This window comes from Blastococcus sp. SYSU D00922 (assembly GCF_054050495.1).
The window spans coordinates 301,208-320,497 of the sequence record NZ_JBJGZL010000004.1 but is presented as its reverse complement, the minus strand read 5'-3'; the positions used below and the strand labels follow the sequence as shown (position 1 = coordinate 320,497).

27 protein-coding genes are annotated in these 19,290 nt (G+C 74.4%); 18 read left to right on the top strand and 9 right to left on the bottom strand.

The annotated features are described in order from the left end of the window. The first annotated feature begins 88 nt into the window (after positions 1-88). The 6 genes from moaA to ACI78T_RS08685 all read left to right on the top strand — a co-directional run bounded on the left by moaA (position 89) and on the right by ACI78T_RS08685 (position 3,570). The gene (moaA, locus tag ACI78T_RS08710; RefSeq protein WP_456557693.1) at positions 89-1,141 is read left to right on the top strand and encodes a GTP 3',8-cyclase MoaA; all 1,053 of its coding nucleotides are present in this window, start codon (positions 89-91) and stop codon (positions 1,139-1,141) included. A 2-nt stretch (positions 1,142-1,143) separates the two neighbouring features. Continuing rightward, positions 1,144-1,410 (top strand): MoaD/ThiS family protein, encoded by a 267-nt coding sequence (locus ACI78T_RS08705; RefSeq protein ID WP_456557692.1) that lies wholly within the window; start codon positions 1,144-1,146, stop codon positions 1,408-1,410. A gap of 20 nt (positions 1,411-1,430) precedes the next feature. Further along, positions 1,431-1,628, top strand: a complete 198-nt coding sequence (locus tag ACI78T_RS08700; RefSeq protein ID WP_456557691.1) for a hypothetical protein — start codon at positions 1,431-1,433, stop codon at positions 1,626-1,628. A gap of 41 nt (positions 1,629-1,669) precedes the next feature. Further along, a complete protein-coding gene (locus tag ACI78T_RS08695) occupies positions 1,670-2,158 on the top strand; it encodes a GAF domain-containing protein (RefSeq protein WP_456557690.1) in 489 nt (162 codons plus the stop codon). A 42-nt stretch (positions 2,159-2,200) separates the two neighbouring features. Next, positions 2,201-3,046, top strand: a complete 846-nt coding sequence (locus ACI78T_RS08690) for an SMP-30/gluconolactonase/LRE family protein (RefSeq protein ID WP_456557689.1) — start codon at positions 2,201-2,203, stop codon at positions 3,044-3,046. Between the two features lie 191 nt (positions 3,047-3,237). Next, positions 3,238-3,570 (top strand): hypothetical protein, encoded by a 333-nt coding sequence (locus ACI78T_RS08685; RefSeq protein ID WP_456557688.1) that lies wholly within the window; start codon positions 3,238-3,240, stop codon positions 3,568-3,570. A 31-nt stretch (positions 3,571-3,601) separates the two neighbouring features. Here ACI78T_RS08685 and ACI78T_RS08680 read toward each other — a convergent pair whose 3' ends face one another. The 6 genes from ACI78T_RS08680 to ACI78T_RS08655 form a co-directional block, all read right to left on the bottom strand. Beyond that, positions 3,602-4,012: a molybdenum cofactor biosynthesis protein MoaE gene (locus ACI78T_RS08680; RefSeq protein WP_456557687.1), complete on the bottom strand. Its 411-nt coding sequence runs from the start codon at positions 4,010-4,012 to the stop codon at positions 3,602-3,604. Beyond that, on the bottom strand, positions 4,009-4,596 hold the full coding sequence (locus tag ACI78T_RS08675; protein WP_456557686.1) for a nucleotidyltransferase family protein: 588 nt from the start codon (positions 4,594-4,596) through the stop codon (positions 4,009-4,011). The genes ACI78T_RS08680 and ACI78T_RS08675 overlap by 4 nt, the downstream gene beginning before the upstream one ends. Before the next feature lie 12 nt (positions 4,597-4,608). Further along, the gene (locus ACI78T_RS08670) at positions 4,609-5,655 is read right to left on the bottom strand and encodes an ABC transporter ATP-binding protein (protein WP_456557685.1); all 1,047 of its coding nucleotides are present in this window, start codon (positions 5,653-5,655) and stop codon (positions 4,609-4,611) included. After that, the gene (locus tag ACI78T_RS08665; protein WP_456557684.1) at positions 5,652-6,458 is read right to left on the bottom strand and encodes an ABC transporter permease; all 807 of its coding nucleotides are present in this window, start codon (positions 6,456-6,458) and stop codon (positions 5,652-5,654) included. Before ACI78T_RS08665 ends, ACI78T_RS08670 begins: the two co-directional genes overlap by 4 nt. Continuing rightward, on the bottom strand, positions 6,455-7,252 hold the full coding sequence (modA, locus tag ACI78T_RS08660) for a molybdate ABC transporter substrate-binding protein (protein WP_456557683.1): 798 nt from the start codon (positions 7,250-7,252) through the stop codon (positions 6,455-6,457). Before modA ends, ACI78T_RS08665 begins: the two co-directional genes overlap by 4 nt. A gap of 81 nt (positions 7,253-7,333) precedes the next feature. Then, on the bottom strand, positions 7,334-7,726 hold the full coding sequence (locus ACI78T_RS08655) for a TOBE domain-containing protein (protein ID WP_456557682.1): 393 nt from the start codon (positions 7,724-7,726) through the stop codon (positions 7,334-7,336). 101 nt (positions 7,727-7,827) lie between these two features. Between ACI78T_RS08655 and ACI78T_RS08650 the strand changes: the two genes are divergently transcribed. From ACI78T_RS08650 to ACI78T_RS08625, 6 genes are all read left to right on the top strand, one after another. Further along, a complete protein-coding gene (locus ACI78T_RS08650) occupies positions 7,828-9,537 on the top strand; it encodes a RecQ family ATP-dependent DNA helicase (protein WP_456557681.1) in 1,710 nt (569 codons plus the stop codon). Between the two features lie 82 nt (positions 9,538-9,619). Further along, positions 9,620-11,263 carry a carbamoyltransferase family protein gene (locus tag ACI78T_RS08645; RefSeq protein ID WP_456557680.1) on the top strand — a complete coding sequence of 548 codons (1,644 nt, stop codon included), beginning with the start codon at positions 9,620-9,622 and terminating at the stop codon, positions 11,261-11,263. Between the two features lie 172 nt (positions 11,264-11,435). Continuing rightward, a complete protein-coding gene (locus tag ACI78T_RS08640) occupies positions 11,436-11,873 on the top strand; it encodes a DUF4383 domain-containing protein (protein WP_456557679.1) in 438 nt (145 codons plus the stop codon). Between the two features lie 142 nt (positions 11,874-12,015). Next, complete coding sequence (locus tag ACI78T_RS08635) at positions 12,016-12,291, top strand: DUF3040 domain-containing protein (RefSeq protein WP_456557678.1); 276 nt, start codon at positions 12,016-12,018, stop codon at positions 12,289-12,291. A 43-nt stretch (positions 12,292-12,334) separates the two neighbouring features. Next, positions 12,335-13,546, top strand: a complete 1,212-nt coding sequence (locus tag ACI78T_RS08630; RefSeq protein WP_456557677.1) for an acyl-CoA dehydrogenase family protein — start codon at positions 12,335-12,337, stop codon at positions 13,544-13,546. A gap of 41 nt (positions 13,547-13,587) precedes the next feature. Beyond that, positions 13,588-13,962 carry a DUF1801 domain-containing protein gene (locus ACI78T_RS08625; RefSeq protein WP_456557676.1) on the top strand — a complete coding sequence of 125 codons (375 nt, stop codon included), beginning with the start codon at positions 13,588-13,590 and terminating at the stop codon, positions 13,960-13,962. Between the two features lie 9 nt (positions 13,963-13,971). Here ACI78T_RS08625 and ACI78T_RS08620 read toward each other — a convergent pair whose 3' ends face one another. Next, a complete protein-coding gene (locus tag ACI78T_RS08620) occupies positions 13,972-14,172 on the bottom strand; it encodes a hypothetical protein (RefSeq protein ID WP_456557675.1) in 201 nt (66 codons plus the stop codon). Positions 14,173-14,336: 164 nt separating this feature from the next. On the opposite strand from ACI78T_RS08620, the gene ACI78T_RS08615 reads away from it, so the two are divergent. Beyond that, complete coding sequence (locus tag ACI78T_RS08615; protein ID WP_456557674.1) at positions 14,337-14,846, top strand: SigE family RNA polymerase sigma factor; 510 nt, start codon at positions 14,337-14,339, stop codon at positions 14,844-14,846. A 1-nt stretch (position 14,847) separates the two neighbouring features. After that, positions 14,848-16,242, top strand: a complete 1,395-nt coding sequence (locus ACI78T_RS08610) for a hypothetical protein (RefSeq protein WP_456557673.1) — start codon at positions 14,848-14,850, stop codon at positions 16,240-16,242. 4 nt (positions 16,243-16,246) lie between these two features. On the opposite strand, the gene ACI78T_RS08605 is transcribed toward ACI78T_RS08610, so the two are convergent. Together ACI78T_RS08605 and ACI78T_RS08600 are read right to left on the bottom strand one after the other, a co-directional pair. Beyond that, entirely contained in the window at positions 16,247-16,456 is a 210-nt protein-coding gene (locus ACI78T_RS08605) for a hypothetical protein (RefSeq protein ID WP_456557672.1), read from the bottom strand. Between the two features lie 29 nt (positions 16,457-16,485). Next, positions 16,486-16,998 carry an N-acetyltransferase family protein gene (locus ACI78T_RS08600; RefSeq protein WP_456557671.1) on the bottom strand — a complete coding sequence of 171 codons (513 nt, stop codon included), beginning with the start codon at positions 16,996-16,998 and terminating at the stop codon, positions 16,486-16,488. Between the two features lie 102 nt (positions 16,999-17,100). On the opposite strand from ACI78T_RS08600, the gene ACI78T_RS08595 reads away from it, so the two are divergent. From ACI78T_RS08595 to ACI78T_RS08580, 4 genes are read left to right on the top strand one after another with little or no spacing between them, the layout of a single operon-like run. Then, the gene (locus ACI78T_RS08595; RefSeq protein ID WP_456557670.1) at positions 17,101-17,994 is read left to right on the top strand and encodes a DNA/RNA non-specific endonuclease; all 894 of its coding nucleotides are present in this window, start codon (positions 17,101-17,103) and stop codon (positions 17,992-17,994) included. Positions 17,995-18,034: 40 nt separating this feature from the next. Then, entirely contained in the window at positions 18,035-18,325 is a 291-nt protein-coding gene (locus ACI78T_RS08590) for an ArsR/SmtB family transcription factor (RefSeq protein ID WP_456557669.1), read from the top strand. Between the two features lies 1 nt (position 18,326). Continuing rightward, positions 18,327-18,725 (top strand): VOC family protein, encoded by a 399-nt coding sequence (locus tag ACI78T_RS08585; RefSeq protein WP_456557668.1) that lies wholly within the window; start codon positions 18,327-18,329, stop codon positions 18,723-18,725. Between the two features lie 39 nt (positions 18,726-18,764). Continuing rightward, positions 18,765-19,286, top strand: coding sequence for a GNAT family N-acetyltransferase (locus tag ACI78T_RS08580; RefSeq protein ID WP_456557667.1), 522 nt, complete (start codon positions 18,765-18,767; stop codon positions 19,284-19,286). Positions 19,287-19,290 lie beyond the last annotated feature (4 nt).

Below are 19,290 nucleotides of genomic sequence, written 5' to 3'. Positions count from 1 at the left end.
CCGGTCTCTCGGGTGGCGTCGGGGAGCCTAGCCGCGGACCTCGGACTTCCCCGCCCCATTTGTCGGCCGGCGCTACTACATTCGGCGCATGACCAGCAGCTCGCTGCCCGACCCCTGGGTGCGCCCCGCGGACGCGCCCGCCCCGGGGAGCGGCGGGCTGGTCGACCGGCACGGCCGCGTCGCCACCGACCTCCGCGTCTCGCTGACCGACCGCTGCAACCTCCGCTGCACGTACTGCATGCCGCCGGAGGGGCTGGACTGGCTGCCCAAGGTCGAGGTGCTCACCGACGACGAGGTCGTCCGGCTGGTGCGCATCGGCGTGGAGCAGCTCGGCATCACCGAGGTCCGGTTCACCGGCGGCGAGCCGCTGCTGCGGCCCGGCCTCGTCGGCATCGTGGCGGGGGCGACGGCGCTCGAGCCGCGGCCCGAGGTCAGCTTGACCACCAACGCGATCGGCCTGGCGCGCGTCGCCCCGGCACTGGCCGCCGCCGGGCTGGACCGGATCAACGTCAGCCTTGACACCGTCGACCGTGACAGGTTCAAGCAACTCACCCACCGCGACCGCTTCGACGACGTCGTCGCCGGGCTGGCCGCCGCGCAGGCCGCGGGGCTGACCCCGGTCAAGGTGAACGCAGTCCTCCTGCGTGGGATGAACGAGGAGGACGCCGTCCCGCTGCTGGACTTCTGCCTGGAGCGCGGCTACCAGCTGCGCTTCATCGAGCAGATGCCGCTGGACGCCCACCACGCCTGGACCCGCGGCGAGATGGTCACCGCCGAGGACATGCTGGAACGGCTCTCCGCCGCCCACACGCTCACGCCCGACACCGAGGCCCGCGGATCGGCCCCCGCCGAGCGCTGGCTGGTCGACGGCGGCCCGGCCACGGTCGGCGTCATCGCCTCGGTCACCCGCTCGTTCTGCGGCAGCTGCGACCGCACCCGGCTGACCGCCGACGGCCAGGTGCGCAACTGCCTGTTCGCCCGCGAGGAGTCCGACCTGCGCACGCCGATGCGCGACGGGGCGACCGACGCGGAGATCGCCGACCGCTGGCGGATCGCGACGCTCGGGAAGCTGCCCGGCCACGGCATCGACGACCCGAGCTTCCTGCAGCCCGCCCGGCCGATGTCCGCGATCGGGGGTTGACCGTGTCGGCCACCCACCCCACCACCCCGACGGTCACCGTCCGGTACTTCGCCGGGGCCCGGGCCGCCGCCGGCGTCGACACCGAGACCCGCGAGGCGGCCAGCCTCGACGAGCTGGTCGGCCAGATCGTCGGCGACCACGGCGAACGGCTGGAGCGGGTGCTCACCGCCTGCTCGTTCCTCGTCGACGGAACCAGCACCCGCGACCGGGCGTTGGTGCTGTCACCCGGGGCGGTGGTGGACGTGCTGCCCCCGTTTGCGGGCGGCTGAGCTCGGCGAGAGGTGGGGACATGAGCATCTTCGACAAGGCGAAGGCCAAGGCAGAGGAGCTGCTCGGCCGGGCCGAGCAGGTCTACGGGGAGTCGCACGGCGACGCCGCGGCCGAGGTCGCCGGCGAGGCGCACCTCCTGGAAGCCGAGGCCGAGGAGGAGGAGCTCGAGCGGCGGGAGCACCGCCGGGACGACGACGGCCTCGCCGGAGCGCGCTGACCTGCATTGTCCCCCGCCCTCGGCGGGAATAACGTTCCGACATGGTTCCGGAGCCGTTCGCGGATGTCGCGCCGTGGCCGGACTGGTGCGCGGCCGCCGAGGGATCGCTGGGCTTCCTCGCCCAGCACGTGGGCTGGGACGTCTGGATGGTCACCCAGGTCGTCGAGGACCGGCAGGTGGTGCTGCTCGCCCATCCCCCGGGCGCCGTCCGCACGGGCATCGAGCTGCCCTGGGAGAAGAGCTTCTGCCGCCAGATGATCGAGGGCAACGCCCCCCGGCTGGCCACCGTCACCGCCGCCGTCCCTGCGTACGCGTCGCAGACCACCGGCGCGTTGCGCGACGTCGCCGCCTACGTGGGCGTTCCGCTGGTCCGCGCCGACGGCAGTCTTTTCGGCACGCTCTGCGGCGTGGCGTTCCGCGCCAAACCGCGCAGCGCTGCGCGCGACCTGCGGGTGGTCGAGGCGGCCGCCCGGTTGCTCAGCACGCTCATGGCCGCCGGCCTGGACCCTCCGGCCCTACCGGAGGATTGACGGCGCCTGGCGCCCGGGCTGCGGGTGCGGTCAGATCGTCGGGTGCGGGCCGAGCAGCTGACCGACGCGATCGCGTTTCACGGCGAGGGGCCGGTCTGGTGGCCCGACGGCACTGGCCTGCGCTGCGTCGACATGCTCGCCGGCGACGTCCTGACCCTGGCGGCCGACGGCACCGTCGGCCGGGTCCACGTCGGCGACGTCGCGGCGGTGGTCCGTCCGCGCGCGGGTGGCGGGGCGGTGATCGCGGTCGAGCGCGGGTTTGCCCTGCAGGACGCCGACGGCGCCGTCACCACGCTCGACCCCGTCTGGACCGACCCGGGCATCCGCATGAACGAGGGCGGCTGCGACCCCCAGGGGCGGCTCTGGTGCGGGTCGATGGCCTACGACCAGACGCCCGGCGCCGCGGCGATGCACCGGCTGGACCCCGACGGCAGCGTGCGCCGGGTGTTCGGCGACCTCACCGTGTCGAACGGGCTGGAGTGGAGCCCCGACGGGTCCCTCGTCTACTACGCCGACACCGCCACGCACCGGATCGACGTCCTCGACTACGACCGGGAGACCGGGCTGACCGGCCGGCGGCCGTTCGTGACGCTCGGCGACGACGGCAACCCCGACGGGCTCACCGTGGACGCCGAGGGGGGCGTCTGGGTGGCGCTCTACGGGGCCGGCGCGGTGCACCGGTACGACAGCACCGGCCGACTGGACGCCGTCGTCGAGGTCCCCACGCCGAACACGACCGCCTGCACCCTGGGCGGCCCGGACCTCGACCAGCTCTTCGTCACGACCTCGCGCCAGGGCATGGGGCCGGACGACGACCCCCGGGCCGGAGCGCTGTTCCGCGTCGAGGCAGGCGTCCGGGGTCTGCCGGTGCGGGCGTTCGGGGGCTAGGTCGCGGTCCGCTACCTGACCCGCGCGTATCGCTGCGTCCTGCGGCGTGGCGACCCGAGCGGGGGTCCGGACCCGGCGCGAGGACCTTGCCACTCCCGCGCGCAGGACCACGCTGGTACCCGACCGCGCAGCGTCGCGCCGTCGCTCCCCCCGGGAGCCCCGACCGTCCGACGACCCCGCGGAGCCCGACCATGACCAGAACCCGCCACGACGACGACAACATCCTGATCCAGGACGAGGGGCGCACCGTCGCCAGCGCGGAGGTGCGCCCGACCCGCGAACCGGGCCTCGTCCACTCCGACCTGCACGTGGAGTCAGGTCACCTGCCCGGCGGTACCGGGACCCGCCTGGTCGATGCCGTGCTGGAGCACCCGCAGGTCGACGAGGCCGAACGCATGGTGGCGACCATGCCGCTGGGCGACACCGAGATGCTCGCCCGGGTCCGCGAGCGGTGCGATGCCGTGGAGACCCGGGCCGCCGGTGCCACCAAGCTCGTCGAGGCCCGGCTGCCGCACCGGGGCTAGCCGCTCGTTGCGCGGCGCGGGCGACCTGGACCTACGGGCAGGCGACCCACTCCTCCTCGCCGTCGGTGAAGACCTGCCGCTTCCAGATCGGCAGCCGCTTCTTCACCTCGTCGACGAGCTCGGCGCAGGCGGCGAACGCCTGGCCGCGGTGGGAGGCGCTGACCGCGCAGGCCAGCGCGACGTCGCCGATGCCCAGCAGACCGACCCGGTGGGACACGGCGACGGCGTGCACGTCCGGCCGGGCGGCGAACTCGTGCGCGAGCTGGGCGATGACCTCGGCCGCGGTGGGGTGGCCGACGTACTCGAGCTCGGTCACCGACCGGCCCCCGTCGTGGTCGCGGACGACCCCGGCGAACGAGACGACGGCGCCGGCGGCCTTGTCGGCGACGGCGTCCTCGTGCTCGGCGACGGACAGCGGCTCGTCGACGACCCGGGCGATCACGGCGCCGAAGGTACCCCGGGCGGCGGCACGTCGAGGTCGGTCGCGTCCGCGAGGCCGGTGCAGTCGACCTCGGTGACGTCATGGGCGGCGAGGTAGCGCCGCGCGCCCTCGTCGCCGGTCGCCGTCTCCACCACCCCCGCCCAGTGGTCGCGACCGAGCAGGACGGGGTGCGCCCGGACGCCGTCGTAGGTGGCCACCGCGAGCGCGTCCGGGGCGGCGTGCTCGGCCATCCGGGCCAGGGCGGCCGGGGTCATGCCCGGCATGTCGACCAGCAGGACCAGCGCCGCGTCGACCCTGCCGGGCCACCCACGCAGACCCTCGAGCCCCGTGCGCAGGGAGGAGGCCATCCCGGTCTCCCAGTCCTTGTTCGCCAGCACGGTCGCCCCGTCGAGGTCCGCCTGCCGCCACACGTCGACCGCTTGCGCGCCGAGCACCACGAGGACCGGGTCGCAGACCGCCCGCGCCGTCCGCACCGCCCGCTCGACCAGCAGGCTGCCCTCGTACTCGACCAGGGCCTTGGGCATGCCGTACCGCCGTCCGCCCCCGGCGGCGAGGACGACGGCGGCGAGGACCGGTGCGCTCATGGCCCCACCCTCTCAGCGCTGGTAGACGGCGACCTCGGAGGCCTTCACCGTCGCCCACACCTCTGCGCCGGGGGCCAGCCCCAGCTCGGCGAACGAGGTGGCGGTGACGTCGGCGACCAGGGGCACCTCCCCCGCCAGCTCGCAGCGCACCGTCGCCCCGTGCGGCGTGGCGCCCACCAGCCGGACCGGCCACACGTTGCGCGGGCTGCCCGCGGGGCGGGCCAGGTAGAGGGCCACCGACTCCGGCCGGACGGCGGCGAACACCGGTCCCGAGGCCTCCTCGGCGACGGCGACCGCGCCGCCGCCGTCGAGACGGACCACGCGGCCCTCCGCCGTCCCGGCCAGCAGCGAGAGCCCCACGAGGCGGGCCACGTAGTCGGTGCGCGGCCGGCGGCTCACGTCCTCCGGCGTGCCGGACTGGACGATCCGCCCCTCCTCGACGACGACGACCCGGTCGGCCAGGGCCATGGCGTCCACGGGGTCGTGGGTGACCAGCACGGTGCTGCCCGCGAACTCCGCCAGGTGCCGCCGCAGCTCGGCGCGCACCACCAGCCGGGTGCGCGCGTCGAGCGCCGACAGCGGCTCGTCGAGCAGGAGGACGGCGGGGTCCACGGCGAGCGCCCGGGCGAGCGCGGCCCGCTGCGCCTGGCCGCCCGAGAGCTCCGCGGGCCGGGCGTCCCCCAGGCCGTCCAGACCCACCCGCGCCAGCCAGTCCTCCGCGGCCGACCGGCGCGCCTGGCGACCGACCCCGCGGGTGCGCAGGCCGAAGGAGACGTTGTCGGCGACCGACAGGTGGGGGAACAGCAGCGCGTCCTGGAAGACCATCCCCAGCGACCGATGGTGCGCGGGCAGGTGGGTGGCCCCGTCGTCCCACACGACGCCGTCGACGACGACCCGGCCGTCGTCGGGCCGGAGGAGGCCCGCCAGCACGCGGACGAGCGTGGACTTGCCCGCGCCGTTGGGGCCGAGCAGGGCCAGCACCTCGCCGCCGTCGACGGCGAAGCCCGCGTCCACCGCGAGGGTGCCGCGCAGCACCGCGACCTGCGCCTCCAGGCTCACAGCGCCCTGCCCGCCCGGCCGAGCCAGCGGTCGCGCAGCAGGAGCAGCGTGGCCAGCGAGACCGCCAGGAGGACGAGGGAGAGCACGATCGCCGCCTCGGGCTCGCTCTGCAGCGCGAGGTAGACCGCGAGCGGCATCGTCTGCGTCGTCCCGGGGAAGTTGCCCGCGAACGTGATCGTGGCCCCGAACTCCCCCAGCGCCCTGGCCCAGCAGAGGACCGCCCCTGCGGCGACCCCCGGCGCCACGAGCGGGAGCGTGACCCGGCGGAACGTCGTCCACCGGCCGGCCCCGAGGGTGGCGGCGACGTCCTCGAACCGGGCGTCCGCGGCGCGGAGGGCGCCCTCGACGCTGACCACGAGGAACGGCATCGCCACGAAGGTCTCGGCGATGACGACGGCGGCGGTCGTGAACGGGATCGTGATGCCGAAGGCGTCGTCGAGCCAGCTGCCGACGATGCCCTGGCGGCCGAGGACGAGGAACAGGGCGACGCCGCCGACGACGGGCGGGAGCACCAGCGGCACGGTGACCAGCGCGCGCAGCAGGCTGCGGCCGCGGATGCGGGACCGCGCGAGCACCCAGGCGAGCGGGACGCCCAGCACCAGGGACACCAGCGTGGCGAGCGTCGCGGAGACCAGGGAGAGCCGGAGGGCCTGGCCGACCTCGGGCTGCGCCAGCGCGGGGCCGATCGCCGACCAGGGCGCGCGGACCAACAGCCCGACCAGCGGCAGGACGAGGAACGCGACTGCCAGCGCCGCGGGGACCAGCAACGGCGCCGGGATGCCCGCTCCCGAGCGGCGCCTCACGCCGTCGGGGCCCGGAACCCGGCCGCCTCCAGCGCGGCCTGCCCGTCGTCGGACAGCACGAGGTCGACGAAGGCCTGGGCGGCCGCCGGGTTCGGGGCGTCGGCGAGGACGCAGACCGGGTACTCGTTGACCGCCTCCTCCGCCTCGGGGAAGGGGATCCCCTCGACGTCGTCGCCGGCGCTGCGGACGTCGGACGCGTAGACGAGCGCGGCGTCCACCTCCCCGAGCTGCACCTTGGTGAGCGCCGCCCGGACGTCCTCCTCCTCGGTGTCGGGGACCGGCGTGATGCCCGCGGCCTCGAACACCTGCTCGGCCGCGGCGCCGCAGGGGACGGCGGGAGCGCAGACCGCGAGCGCCAGGTCGGGGTCGGCGAAGTCGTCGATGCCCGTGACGTCTCCCGGGTTGTCGGCGGGGACGGCGATCTCGAGGACGTTCTCGGTGAAGACCTCCGGGTCCGCGGCCTCGAGGCCCGCGTCGGTGACGACGGCCATCTGCGCGTCGTTGGCGCTGGCGAAGACGTCCGCCGGCGCGCCCTGGGTGAGCTGGGTGGCGAGCGCCGAGCTGCCGGCGAAGTTGAAGCGGACCTCGAGGTCCGGGTTGGCGGCCATGAGCCGGTCCCCGAGCTCGGTGAACACGTCGGTGAGCGACGCGGCGGCGAAGACCGTGAGCGTGCCGGTCAGCTCCCCACTCGCCGACGACGGGCCCGCCGCCGCGTCCTCGGCGGTCGATCCACCGCAGCCGGTGAGCGCCAGGACGGCCGCCAGGGGGATTCCCAGCAGCGCACGACGCCTCATCCGGTCCTCCGATCCGCAGGTGCGGAGGAAGTAGGGCACATCCAGCCGCGTCTGCGCAAGCGCCGACGTGCGCCCCCGGTGCTACGGGACGTCGACGCTGACCTGGGTGGCCTTCACGGTCGCGACCGCGCGGACGCCGACCTCCAGGCCCAGCTCGTCCGCCGCCTCGCGGGACATCAGGGAGACCAGCCGGAACGGGCCGGCCTGGATCTCCACCTGCGCCATGACGGTGTCCCGGACGACGCGGGTGACGATGCCGGCGAGCCGGTTGCGCGCCGACGACGGCGTGGTGCCGGGCTCGGGCGCCTCGCGGAGCTGGGTGGCGACCCGCGCGAGGTCGGCGCCCTCCACCACGGCGGGTCCGCCCCCGTCGCGGTGCGCGGGGAGCCGGCCGCTGTCGATCCAGCGCCGCACCGTGTCGTCGCTGACCCCGAGCAGCGCCGCCGCCTCGGCGATGCGGTACGTGGCGGCCACGCCGCGACCCTAGCCGCGGCGACCGCACGGTCGTTCCCGCGGGAACGCCGGGTGAGTCCCGGCACCGTTTGCCGCGAGCGCCGCACGGGGAGTGGGAGCCGGTGCCCCCTGCTGCGCCCGCGGACAACCCCGCCGGAAACTCCGCCTCCGTCCGCACCCGACGGATCCGCGAGTTCGCCCGCGACGTCCTCGGCTTCGAGGATTTCCGGCCGGGGCAGGAGGCGGCCATGCAGTCCGTCGTCTCGGGCCGCGACACCCTCGCCGTCCTCCCTTCGGGCGCCGGGAAGACGGCGGTCTACCAGGTCGCCGGGCAGCTGCTGGACGGCCCGGTCGTCGTCGTCTCGCCGCTGATCGCCCTGCAGCGCGACCAGGTCGAACGGCTGGCCGAGATCGAGGACCGCGCCGGCCGCGCCGCCCAGCTGAACTCGACCCTCTCCACCGGCGACCACCGCGAGGTGCTCGAGTCGCTGCAGGACGGAACTGTCCGCTTCGTCTTCCTCGCCCCCGAGCAGCTGGCCCGGCCCGACGTCGTCGACGCCATCGGCGAGGCGAAGCCCGCGCTGTTCGTCGTCGACGAGGCGCACTGCGTCTCGGCCTGGGGCCACGACTTCCGCCCCGACTACCTGCGTCTCGGCGGCGTCATCGAGCAGCTCGGGCACCCGACGGTGCTCGCACTGACCGCGACGGCGGCGCCGCCGGTCCGCGCGGAGATCGTCGAGCGGCTGGAGATGCGCGACGCCCAGGTCGTGGTGGCCGGCTTCGACCGCCCCGAGATCCGGCTGGAGGTCGACCACCACGCCGACGCGCGCGGCAAGGAGCTCGGCGTGCTCGACCGCGTCCTGACCGAGATCGGCGAGGGCCGCGGCCCCGGGATCGTCTACAGCGCGACGCGCCGCGGCACCGAGGAGATCGCCGGCGAGCTGGCCGAGCGCGGCCTGCGGGCCCGGCACTACCACGCCGGCCTGAACAAGGGCGACCGCGAGGACACCCAGCGGGCCTGGATGGAGGACGAGCTCGACGTCGTCGTCGCCACCACCGCGTTCGGCATGGGCATCGACAAGCCCGACACCCGGTTCGTGATCCACGCCGAGCCCGCCGACTCCGTCGACAGCTACTACCAGGAGATCGGCCGCGCCGGGCGCGACGGCGAGCCGGCCCTCGCGGTCCTCGTCTACCGGCAGGAGGACCTCGGGCTCCGGCGCTTCTTCGCCGCCGGCGCCCCGGCGGAGGAGGAGCTCCAGCAGGTCGCCGGCCTGGTCCAGGCCGCCGCCGCGGCGGGCATCGAGGACGGCGTCGACGTCAAGGACCTCCGCGAGGAGACCGGCCGGGCTGCCACGCCGCTGGCCCGCGACCTGAACCTGCTCGAGCAGGTGTCGGCCGTCGTCCTGGACGAGGACGGTGCCGCCCACCCGGCGGAGGGCGCCCCGGCGCCCGGCGAGGCCGCCGCCGCGGCCCGCGAGCTCGCGGAGCACCACGAACGCGTCGACCAGAGCCGCGTCGAGATGATGCGCGGCTACGCCGAGACGACCCAGTGCCGCCGGCAGTTCCTCCTCGGCTACTTCGGCGAGCAGCTGGACGAGCCCTGCGGCAACTGCGACAACTGCTCGGCCGGCACCGCCCAGGAGGCGGCCGTCGAGAACGAGGACACGCCGTTCCCGTCCGAGACGCCGGTCGAGCACGCGGAGTGGGGGCCCGGAGTCGTCATGCGGGTCGAGGACGACCGCATCACGGTGCTCTTCGACGAGGTCGGCTACAAGACGCTCGGCCTGGCCGCCGTCCTCGAGCACGACCTGCTGCGTCCCCGCGGCTGAGCCTCGACCTGCGCGACCCGCGCAACCCACTGATGATCACCACAGCGCCCGGACACCGCGTCCGGCCGGGAGGAGCTGCACCGTGAAGGTCCTGGGCATCAACGCGATCTACCACGACCCGGCGGCGGCGCTCGTCGTCGACGGGAAGGTCGTGGCCGCCGCGGAGGAGGAGCGCTTCAGCCGGCGCAAGCACGGCAAGCGCCCGGTCCCGTGGAGCGCGTGGGAGCTGCCCGAGCTCTCCGCGGCCTGGTGCCTGGCCGAGGCCGGCATCTCCCCGGAGGAGCTCGACGCCGTCGCCTACTCCTTCGACCCCGCCCTGATGGGCACGCCCGAGGAGTCCGGGCTCTTCGACGACGGCGACGTCATGCGCAAGATGTACGCGGAGAAGGCGCCGGACTTCCTGGCCCACGCGCTGCCCGGGCTGGACCCGGCGAAGGTCCGCTTCGTGAAGCACCACGTGGCCCATGCCGCCTCCGCCGGGCTGTCCGCCCCCACGGCGGACAACTCGGTGCTGGTGCTCGACGGCCGCGGCGAGGCGCACAGCCACCTCGCCGGCCGCTACGTCGACGGGCAGCTGGAGATCCTGGCCGGCCAGGCGCTCCCCCACTCCATCGGCCTGCTCTACGAGGACCTCACCGAGCACCTGGGCTTCCTGCGCAGCAGCGACGAGTTCAAGGTCATGGCGATGGCCTCCTACGGCAAGCCGCGCTTCCTCGGCGAGCTGTCGGAGCTCATCGTCGCCACCGAGGACGGCGGCTTCCGGACGCCGAAGATCGACTTCTCCGAGTACGCCCCGCGGCTGACCAAGGGCGACGACTGGACCTCCGACCACGCCGACCTCGCCGCCAGCGTCCAGCAGCGGGTGGAGGAGGTGCTGCTCGACCTGGCCCGGTGGCTGCACGAGCGCACCGGCGACACGACCCTGACCCTCGCCGGCGGCGTCGCCCTCAACTGCGTGGCGAACACCCGGATCTTCGCCGAGACCCCGTTCGAGCAGGTGTGGGTGCAGCCGGCCGCCGGCGACTCCGGCACGGCCCTCGGCAGCGCCCTGCACGTGGCCCGCGGCCTCGGCGAGCGGACCGAGCCCATGCCCGGCGCCGACCTCGGCCGGGGCTGGTCCGACGAGGAGATCGAGCAGTTCCTGCAGACGGCGGCCATCGAGTACGAGCGCCCGCGGGACGTGGCCGACGCCGTCGCCGAGGTGCTGGCGAACAACGGCATCGTCGCCTGGTTCCAGGGCCGCAGCGAGTACGGCCCCCGCGCCCTCGGTCACCGCTCCCTGCTCGCGCACCCCGGCTACGAGGCCAACCTCGAGCGGATGAACAACGTGAAGGGCCGCGAGCAGTTCCGCCCGGTGGCCCCCATGGTGCTGGCCGGGCGGGCCTCGGACATCTTCAGCCGCGGCCCCATCCCCTCGCGGTACATGCTGTTCGTCCACGACGTCGCCCAGGAGTGGAAGGAGCGCATCCCGACCGTCACCCACGTCGACGGGACGGCGCGCATCCAGACCGTCGACCGCGCGGAGGAGCCCCTGGTCGCCCGCATGCTCGAGTGCTTCGAGCGGCGCACCGGCCTGCCCGTCGTCGTGAACACGAGCCTGAACACCGCCGGCCGGCCGATGGTGGACGACCCCCGGGACGCGCTGGAGTGCTTCGGGTCCGCTCCGGTGGACCTGCTGGCGATCGGTCCCTTCGTCGTCCGGCGGACCCGCTCGACCCTCGGCTGAACCGGCCGGGGGCCGGCGCCCGAACGCCTGCCGGACAACCCCCCGGCGGACGGTGACGTTTAGGCAACGGCCGTCGCCCGTACGGGGGAGATCCGTTACGCGCGATCCATCGCGGGTACCGGATCGGCAGCCCCCGCCGGGACCCCGGTGGGCTCACGTTCGGGAGGACATCATGGCCGCAACCGCGGGCAACAACGCAGCAGGTCGGGGCAAGACCGTCCCCGAGATCCTCGGGCTCGCATTCGGTGCGATCTACCTGCTGGTCGGGATCGTCGGCTTCTTCGTCACCGGCTTCGACGACTTCTTCGCGCACGACACCGGTGAGACCCTGCTCGGCTTCGAGATCAACGGCATGCACAACGTCGTGCACATCGTGATCGGCCTCGCCGGGCTCGCGCTCAGCCGCACGCTGGCCGGTGCGCGCACCTACGGCTGGCTGCTGGCCGTCGGCTACGGCGCCGCCTTCATCTACGGCCTCATCGCGATCGACAAGGAGTGGGATTTCCTCAGCATCAACACCGCTGACAACGTCCTGCACATCCTGACCGCCCTGGTCGGCCTCGTGATCGCCCTGCTGCCGGTGCGCAACGCCGTCGACAGCCGTCGCTGATCTGAACCACCCCGGCCGGTGACGGCCGGGCATCCGAGAGCCGGGTCGCGCCTCCTGAACGAGGCGGGACCCGGCTCTCGGCGTCTTCCCGCGGGGACGCCCGCGGAGCACACTTCCCGCAGCGGTGGGGAGGTGGTCCGAGATGGACGACGACCCGGTCCTGCGCCAGCTGGGCGAGGACCTCGCCCGCGACGACCCGCGCCTGGCCGAGCTCCTGGGGGAGACCGCTCGTCCCCGGCCACCGCGGCACCGCGGCCGACTGCTGGTCGTCGTGGTCCTCCCGGTCGTGCTGGCCGTGGCCCTGCTGGTGCCGCCCACGGTCGCCCTGGGCGCCACCGCCATGGTGCTGGCGGTCGCCTCCCCGCTGGTCGCCTGCTGGTTCGTCTCCGGCGGCGGATCGGCACCGCACGCGCGCTGACCCCCGATGCGACGGCGGTCACGTCCGCAGTTACGTTGCGGGCATGGACTTCGCTCTCTCCCCCAAGGCCGAGGACGTCTGCGCCCGCGCGTGGGACTTCATGCGTGAGCACGTGTTCCCCGCCGAGCCGGTCTACGACGCGTGGCGGGCCGAGCGCGGGCACGACAACCACGAGCACCCTCCGGTCCTCGAGGAGCTCAAGGCCGAGGCGCGCAAGCGCGGCCTGTGGAACCTGTTCCACCACGAGCTCGGGGGCCTGACCAACCTCGAGTACGCCTCCGTCGCCGAGATCACCGGCTGGTCGCCGACCATCGCCCCCGAGGCGATGAACGTCGGCGCGCCCGACACGGGCAACATGGAGACGCTCATGCTCTTCGGCACCGACGAGCAGAAGCAGCGGTGGCTGAACCCGCTGCTGGAGGGCGAGATCCGCTCCGGCTTCGCGATGACCGAGCCCGACGTCGCGTCGTCGGACGCCCGCAACATCCAGACGTCGATCGTCCGCGACGGCGACGAGTACGTGATCAACGGCCGCAAGTGGTGGACGTCGGGCGCCGCCGACGAGCGCTGCCAGATCTTCATCGTCATGGGCAAGACCGACCCCGACGGCGCCCCGCACCGGCAGCAGTCGATGGTGCTGGTGCCGCGCGACACCCCCGGCCTGGAGATCATCCGGCACCTGCCGGTGTTCGGGTACCAGGACCAGCACGGCCACTCGGAGCTGCGCTTCACCGACGTGCGGGTGCCGGCGTCCAACATCCTGGCCGGCGAGGGCGACGGCTTCATGATCGCCCAGGCCCGGCTCGGACCCGGCCGCATCCACCACTGCATGCGCGCCATCGGCATGGCCGAGCGGGCGCTGGCCCTCATGGTCGAGCGCACGAAGAACCGGGTCGCCTTCGGCCGCCCCCTGGCGGATCAGGGCACCGTCCGCGAGGCGATCGCGCTCTCCCGCATCGAGATCGACCAGGCGCGGCTCTACGTGCTCAAGACCGCCGACCTGATCGACAAGTACGGGGCCAAGGGCGCGCGCACCGAGATCTCGGCGATCAAGGTGGCCGCGCCGAAGGTGGCGCTGGACGTCATCGACCGAGCCATCCAGGTGCACGGCGGCGCCGGCGTCAGCAACGACACCGTCCTGGCGCGCTTCTACGCGAGCGCCCGCACGCTGCGCATCGTCGACGGCCCGGACGCCGTACACATCCGCGGTGTCGCCAAGGAGGAGCTGGCCCGGGAGCGGCCCTACAGCGGCTGACGGAGGACGTCCCCGTCGTACCCCCGTGCCACGGTGCGGGGGTGCCCCGGGACCCGGCCGTCGACCAGCTGCTCGCCGACCACTCCGACGCGGTCGTCGCGCTCACCCAGCGCCTGCGCGGCGTCGTCCTGGACGCCCACCCGCAGCTGACCGAGCGCGCCCGGCCCGGCTGGCACTCGGTGAACTACCGCGACCCGGCGGCCGGGTTCGTGTGTGCCCTCTTCCCGGGCGCCGACCGCGTGCAGCTGGTGTTCGAGCACGGCGCCCGGCTGCCCGACCCGGAGGGGCGGCTGTCGGGTACCGGGCGGCAGGTGCGCACGCTGGACCTCCCCGTCGGCGAGGAGCCCGACGCGGACGCGGTCGTGCACTTCCTGGACCTGGCGGTCGAGCTGGGCGCCGCCCTCCGTGCCCGCTGACCCCCGGCGTCAGGGAGCGACGGTGCCGCCCAGGCCGCCACCGGCCAGCTTCGCGAGGAGCTGCGTCCGGTCGAGCCCGATGGCGTCGAGGGCGTCGCCGTCCCGGTCGGTGTCGATCTCGTCCGGCAGGCTCTGCTCCGCCCTGTCCGCGGTGTCGTTGTCACCCTCGGTGCGCAGCACCCGCACGAGCTCCTGCTTGTCCAGCTTCACCGCTCCTCCGTCCGTCGGCCTCTCGCGTCGTCGCGAGTGTGGGACGCCTCATCTCCCGCGGCAACGCGAGACGAACGGAACCGTCGCGATCACGATCCGGTCACGACGGCGTTCGCACCGGCCACCTCCGGACGTCATAGAGGGTGACGACGGGGGGAGGCCCGGTGGGACCACAGGAGGAGAGCGCCTTCGAGGCGTTCGTCGCCGCGCGCTCGGCGGACCTGCTGCGCACGGCGACCCTGCTGACCCGCGATCGCGGGCACGCGGAGGACCTGCTGCAGACCGCGCTGGTGAAGGCCTACCGCCGCTGGGGGCGGATCGAGGGCGACCCCTACCCGTACGTCCGCCGGGTGCTGGTCACCAGCGCCGCGAGCTGGTGGCGGCTGCGCAGCACCCAGGAGATCGTGTCGCTGCCGGCCCACGACCCGGCCGAGCCCGACGGGACGGACGCCGTCGACGAGCGGGAGCGGATCGCCGAGGCGCTGGCCACCCTCCCGCCGCGCATGCGCGCCGTCCTCGTCCTCCGCTACACCGAGGACCTAGGCGAGGCGGCCACCGCAGAGCTCCTCGGCTGCTCCGTCCACACCGTCCGGAGCCAGACCGTGCGGGGGCTGGCCCGGCTGCGCACCGTCCTCGGCGCTCCCGCGCCCGCGTCGATCCTCGAGGAGTGCTGACGTGACCATCTCCGACAGCCAGCTGGAAGCGGGGCTGCGCGACCTCCGGAACCGCGCCGACGTCATGGCACCCCCGCCGGCGGACCTGGCTCAGCGGACCCGGGAGCGCTACCGGGCGCAGCGCCGGTCACGGGCGGCTCTGGCGGCCGGCGGCCTGGTGGCACTGGTGGTGTTCGTGGGCGTCCCCGTCGTCGCCTCGACGCTCGCCGACGCGCCCCGCGCGGAGGTGGCCGGCACCTCGGGCCGCACCTTCGTCCCGTCCGCGCCGACCGGCCTCTACGCCCTGCCCACCCGCGGCAGCCTGGCCGACGACGAGGAGTGGCTCAGCGGCGTCGCGGCCCTGGCGTGGGACCCGGTGATCCCGGAGGGGTATCCGGCCGACCTCGAGGTGCCCGACCCACCGATGGACACCCGGCGCGTGGCCTACGCCGGTGACGTCACCAGCGGCCGGGTGGCACTCGTGCTGGGCATGGTGGACAACACCGTCGCGTACTCCTGGTTCACCGGCCCCGCCGGAGCCGCCGCGGACGAGATGGCGCTGGCGACGTTCCCCTCGACCACCGGTCCCGACGGCGTCCTGGCCCTGCGGGACGCCCCGGATCCGTCGGCGGAGACGGTGACCCTGGTCGTCGTCGCCGAGGACGGTGACAGCGTCGAGGTCCGGCTCACCCCCGTGGTCGAGGCCGACGGGACGGTGCGGTCGGACAGCCTCCCGATGGACGTCGTGGACGGCGTCGCGGAGATCGACATGGACGTCCTCGCGTACGTGATGAGCCTCAGCGGCGAGGTGCGGGTCCGGGACGCGGCGGGTGCGGACCGGCCGCTGCAGATGGCCGACTCCGACCGGCTCGGCGGGGGCGAGCCCTGGGGCGGCGTCCCCGAGGTCCAGGCCCTGGACCCGCGCGGTCTGGCCGATCGGACGTGGCAGCAGGCCTCGCTGTGGTCGGTCGGCTCGGAGCTCGCCACCTACGGCCTGGGTGTCGAGACCGCTCAGCCGACCCTCCTGGCCGCCGGGCCGCTGGGATCCCGGGTCAACCAGTACGGCGAGCTCTACGGGATGACGCATCCGTCCGGTGCCACCAGCACCTGGCTGATCGCCTACTCACCCGGTAGCCCCGACGCCGGCGCGACGTCGATGCAGTTCGCGCCCGCGGCCGCCGGGACGGCGCTGCTGGACCGGGTCATCGCCGTCCAGGCCATGTCGGGGGTCCTCGTGAGCGCCCCCTCCGGCGTCGCGGCGCAGGTCGTGGACGACGCAGGCACCGTGCTGGTCACCGTGCCGCTCGAGCGCGGGGCCGGGACGGCGCCCTACAGCGGCCCCGAGATCGGCGTGACGGTGCGCATCCTGGACGCCGACGGCGACGTGCTGGCCGAGGCGCCGCTCGAGGGGCAGTGAGCGGTCAGCCCCGTCCGGACCGGCGGACCAGGAAGGCGCCCACGGCGGCGAGCACGACGCCGAGGACCAGCTGCCCGACGCCGACCAGCGCCTGGTCGCTGGCGAACCAGGTCACCGACGAGACCAGCAGGACCAGGGCCACGCCCAGGACGAGCAGGCCGACGAGGCGCTCGCGCCGGGCGTCGCGCGAACCGGGGGGCACGGGAGCCGACATGGCACCCACCCTGCCAGGTGGGCCGGCCGTCACAGGCGGCACGCCATGACGATCTCGTCGCGGTCGTCGCCGGGAGCGACCCGGATCGCGCCCGGGAGGCGGCCGACCTCCGCGTAGCCCAGGCCGCGGTAGAAGGCGTCGACGCCGGTGCCCCCGCGCGCGGTCAGGTGCAGGAACTCCCAGCCCCGGTCCCGGGCGATGCGGTGCACGCCGTCCATGAGCACCCGGCCCAGCCCCTGCCCCTGGCGGGACGGGTGCACCTGCACGCGCAGCACGGTGCCCCAGTGCCGCCGCAGCGGGCTGAGCGAGCCGACGACGCTGGCGAAGCCCGCGGTCTTGCCGTCGACGGTCAGCAGGGCGAGCACGTCCCGGCCGGAGGCGACGCCCTCCAGCAGCTTGTCGAGCAGCGGCACGACGTCGTCCTCGGTGACCGGCGGCACGAACCCGACGGCGCCCCCGGCGTTGGTCACGTCGGTCCAGCAGGTCAGGAGCTCCTGGCGCAGCGCGTCGTCGACGTCGGTGACGGCGCGGACCTCGGACACGGGACTGTCGTCGCTACCCACGGCGTCCATCTTCCGCGCCACTCCCGACGGACCGCGCAGGACCTACTGTCGGCGGCGTCCCGGCGGTCCTAGCGTTCCGCCATGACAGATCTGTCCACCTCCGCCGAGGCGCTCCCGACGGCGCAGGACCTGGACGACCGGGCCGGCTACGACCCCGCCTTCCTCGGCCCCGCGGTCCCGATGCCCGCGATCGGCTCGCCCATGCCGACCGTGCTGCTGCACTACACGCACTACAGCCTGCTGTTCCGCCCCGACCGGCGCTTCGCCGCCGTCACGGCGCACGCCATGGACGGCGCGAAGCTGTTCTCCCTCGACCGCGACGACGACTGGAACCTCGATCCGCGGCTGGCCGCGGAGCTGCAGGCCGGCCCGGCGGTCTACGCCCGCAACGACCTCGACCGCGGCCACCTGGTGCGCCGGGCGTCCGTCTCGTGGGGCCGCGACCGCGCCGAGGCGCAGCGGGCCAACGTCGACTCCTTCTACTACACGAATGCCGCACCCCAGGCCGCGAAGTTCAACCAGGGCAAGGACCTGTGGCTGGGCCTGGAGGACTACCTGCACGAACACGCCGCGACCTTCGACCGGAAGCTCGTCGTCCTCGCCGGGCCCGTCCTCGAGGACGGCGACCCGCCCTACCGGGGCATCCGGATCCCGCTGCGCTTCTGGAAAGTGGTCGCGTTCGTGCAGGACGGCGCCCTCGCCGCGACGGGCTACCTGCTGGACCAGACCCCGCTGGTCGACGACCTCGACGCCGCGCTCGCGGGCGCCGCGGCGGCCGGCGAGGCGCCGCCGCTCGGTCCGTTCCGCACGTTCCAGGTGCCGATCGCCGACATCGCCGCCGTGGCCGGCGTCCTGCTCGACCAGCTGGTCCTCGTCGACCTGATGGGCGCCGCCGCCACCGGGGAGGCCCCGCCGGCCGGGCAGGCGAACACCGGCTGGCTCCAGCTCTCCTCGCTCGAGGACGTCATGCTCTGAGGTCTTGTCAGGCAAGTGGCTACTTGCCTATTGTCCCGTCGTGGGCGGCGACGTGTTCAAGGCCCTCGCGGACCCGACCCGGCGCGCGATCCTCGACGAGCTCCAGGAGCGGGACGGCCAGACCCTGTTCGAGCTGTGCACCCGGCTGATCAGCCGGCACGGGCTCAGCTCGTCGCGGCAGGCCGTCTCGCAGCACCTGGACGTGCTCGAGGCCGCGGGCCTGGTCCGGACCCGCCGCGAGGGTCGCTACAAGTTCCACGACCTGGACACCTCGCCCCTCCGGACGATCACCGAACGCTGGCACCTGCCCGGCGACCGAAGGGACCCCTGACATGCGGATCAACCTCGCCAGCATCCACGTGGACGACCAGCAGAAGGCGCTGCGCTTCTACACCGAGGTGCTCGGCTTCGTGAAGAAGAACGACGTCCCCATGGGTGAGCACAGCTGGCTCACCGTCGTGTCGCCGGAGGAGCCGGACGGCGTCGAGCTGGTGCTCGAGCCGAGCGACCACCCCGCGGTCCGCCCGTACAAGGAGGCCCTGGTGGCCGACGGCATCCCGTTCACCTCGTTCGCCGTCGCCGACGTGCACGCCGAGTTCCACCGGCTGAAGGGTCTCGGTGTCACGTTCACCCAGGAGCCGGCGTCGATGGGCCCGGTGACGACCGCCGTCCTCGACGACACCTGCGGCAACCTGATCATGATCGCCGCGATGAACGAGCCCGTGGCGTGACCGGGTGCGCGGCGCCGGGCTCGCGGTCACACTGCCCGCGTGCACGTCCGCCGGGAGGAACCCGCTGACCACGACGCCGTCCGGGCGCTGCACCGGGCGGCGTTCAGCCGCCGGGCCGCCGACCGGCACGAGGACGTGGTCGAGGCACGGCTGACCGACGAGCTGCGGGAGGACGTGGGTTTCCTGCCCCACCTGTCCCTGGTGGCCGTGCGCGACGGCGCCGTCGTGGGGCACGTGCTGGCCACGCGCGGGTGGCTGGAGCCGCTGGGCGTCCCGGCCCTGGGGATCGGGCCGCTCGGCGTGCTGCCCCGGGCGCAGGGCACGGGCGTGGGGAGCGCCCTGGTGCACGCCCTCATGGCCGTCGCCGAGGCCGCGGGCGAACGGGTCGCGGCCCTGCTCGGCGCGCCGGAGTACTACCGGCGCTTCGACTTCCGGCCGGCCGCGGAGCTGGGGATCGCCGCACCGGATCCCGCCTGGGGCCCGCACTTCCAGGCCCGGCACCTCACCGGGCCCCCGGTGGGCGGCGCCTTCCGCTACGCCGCACCGTTCGACGCCCTCTGACCCG

Excerpts from the sequence above, each read along its gene's own strand:
- moaA (WP_456557693.1), top strand. The coding sequence starts at position 89 with ATGACCAGCAGCTCGCTGCCCGACCCCTGGGTGCGCCCCGCGGACGCG.
- ACI78T_RS08700 (WP_456557691.1), top strand. The coding sequence starts at position 1,431 with ATGAGCATCTTCGACAAGGCGAAGGCCAAGGCAGAGGAGCTGCTCGGC.
- ACI78T_RS08635 (WP_456557678.1), top strand. The coding sequence starts at position 12,016 with ATGGACGACGACCCGGTCCTGCGCCAGCTGGGCGAGGACCTCGCCCGC.
- ACI78T_RS08605 (WP_456557672.1), bottom strand. The coding sequence starts at position 16,456 with ATGTCGGCTCCCGTGCCCCCCGGTTCGCGCGACGCCCGGCGCGAGCGC.
- modA (WP_456557683.1), bottom strand. The coding sequence starts at position 7,252 with ATGAGGCGTCGTGCGCTGCTGGGAATCCCCCTGGCGGCCGTCCTGGCG.
- ACI78T_RS08695 (WP_456557690.1), top strand. The coding sequence starts at position 1,670 with ATGGTTCCGGAGCCGTTCGCGGATGTCGCGCCGTGGCCGGACTGGTGC.
- ACI78T_RS08595 (WP_456557670.1), top strand. The coding sequence starts at position 17,101 with ATGACAGATCTGTCCACCTCCGCCGAGGCGCTCCCGACGGCGCAGGAC.
- ACI78T_RS08630 (WP_456557677.1), top strand. The coding sequence starts at position 12,335 with ATGGACTTCGCTCTCTCCCCCAAGGCCGAGGACGTCTGCGCCCGCGCG.
- ACI78T_RS08585 (WP_456557668.1), top strand. The coding sequence starts at position 18,327 with ATGCGGATCAACCTCGCCAGCATCCACGTGGACGACCAGCAGAAGGCG.
- ACI78T_RS08675 (WP_456557686.1), bottom strand. The coding sequence starts at position 4,596 with ATGAGCGCACCGGTCCTCGCCGCCGTCGTCCTCGCCGCCGGGGGCGGA.
- ACI78T_RS08685 (WP_456557688.1), top strand. The coding sequence starts at position 3,238 with ATGACCAGAACCCGCCACGACGACGACAACATCCTGATCCAGGACGAG.
- ACI78T_RS08640 (WP_456557679.1), top strand. The coding sequence starts at position 11,436 with ATGGCCGCAACCGCGGGCAACAACGCAGCAGGTCGGGGCAAGACCGTC.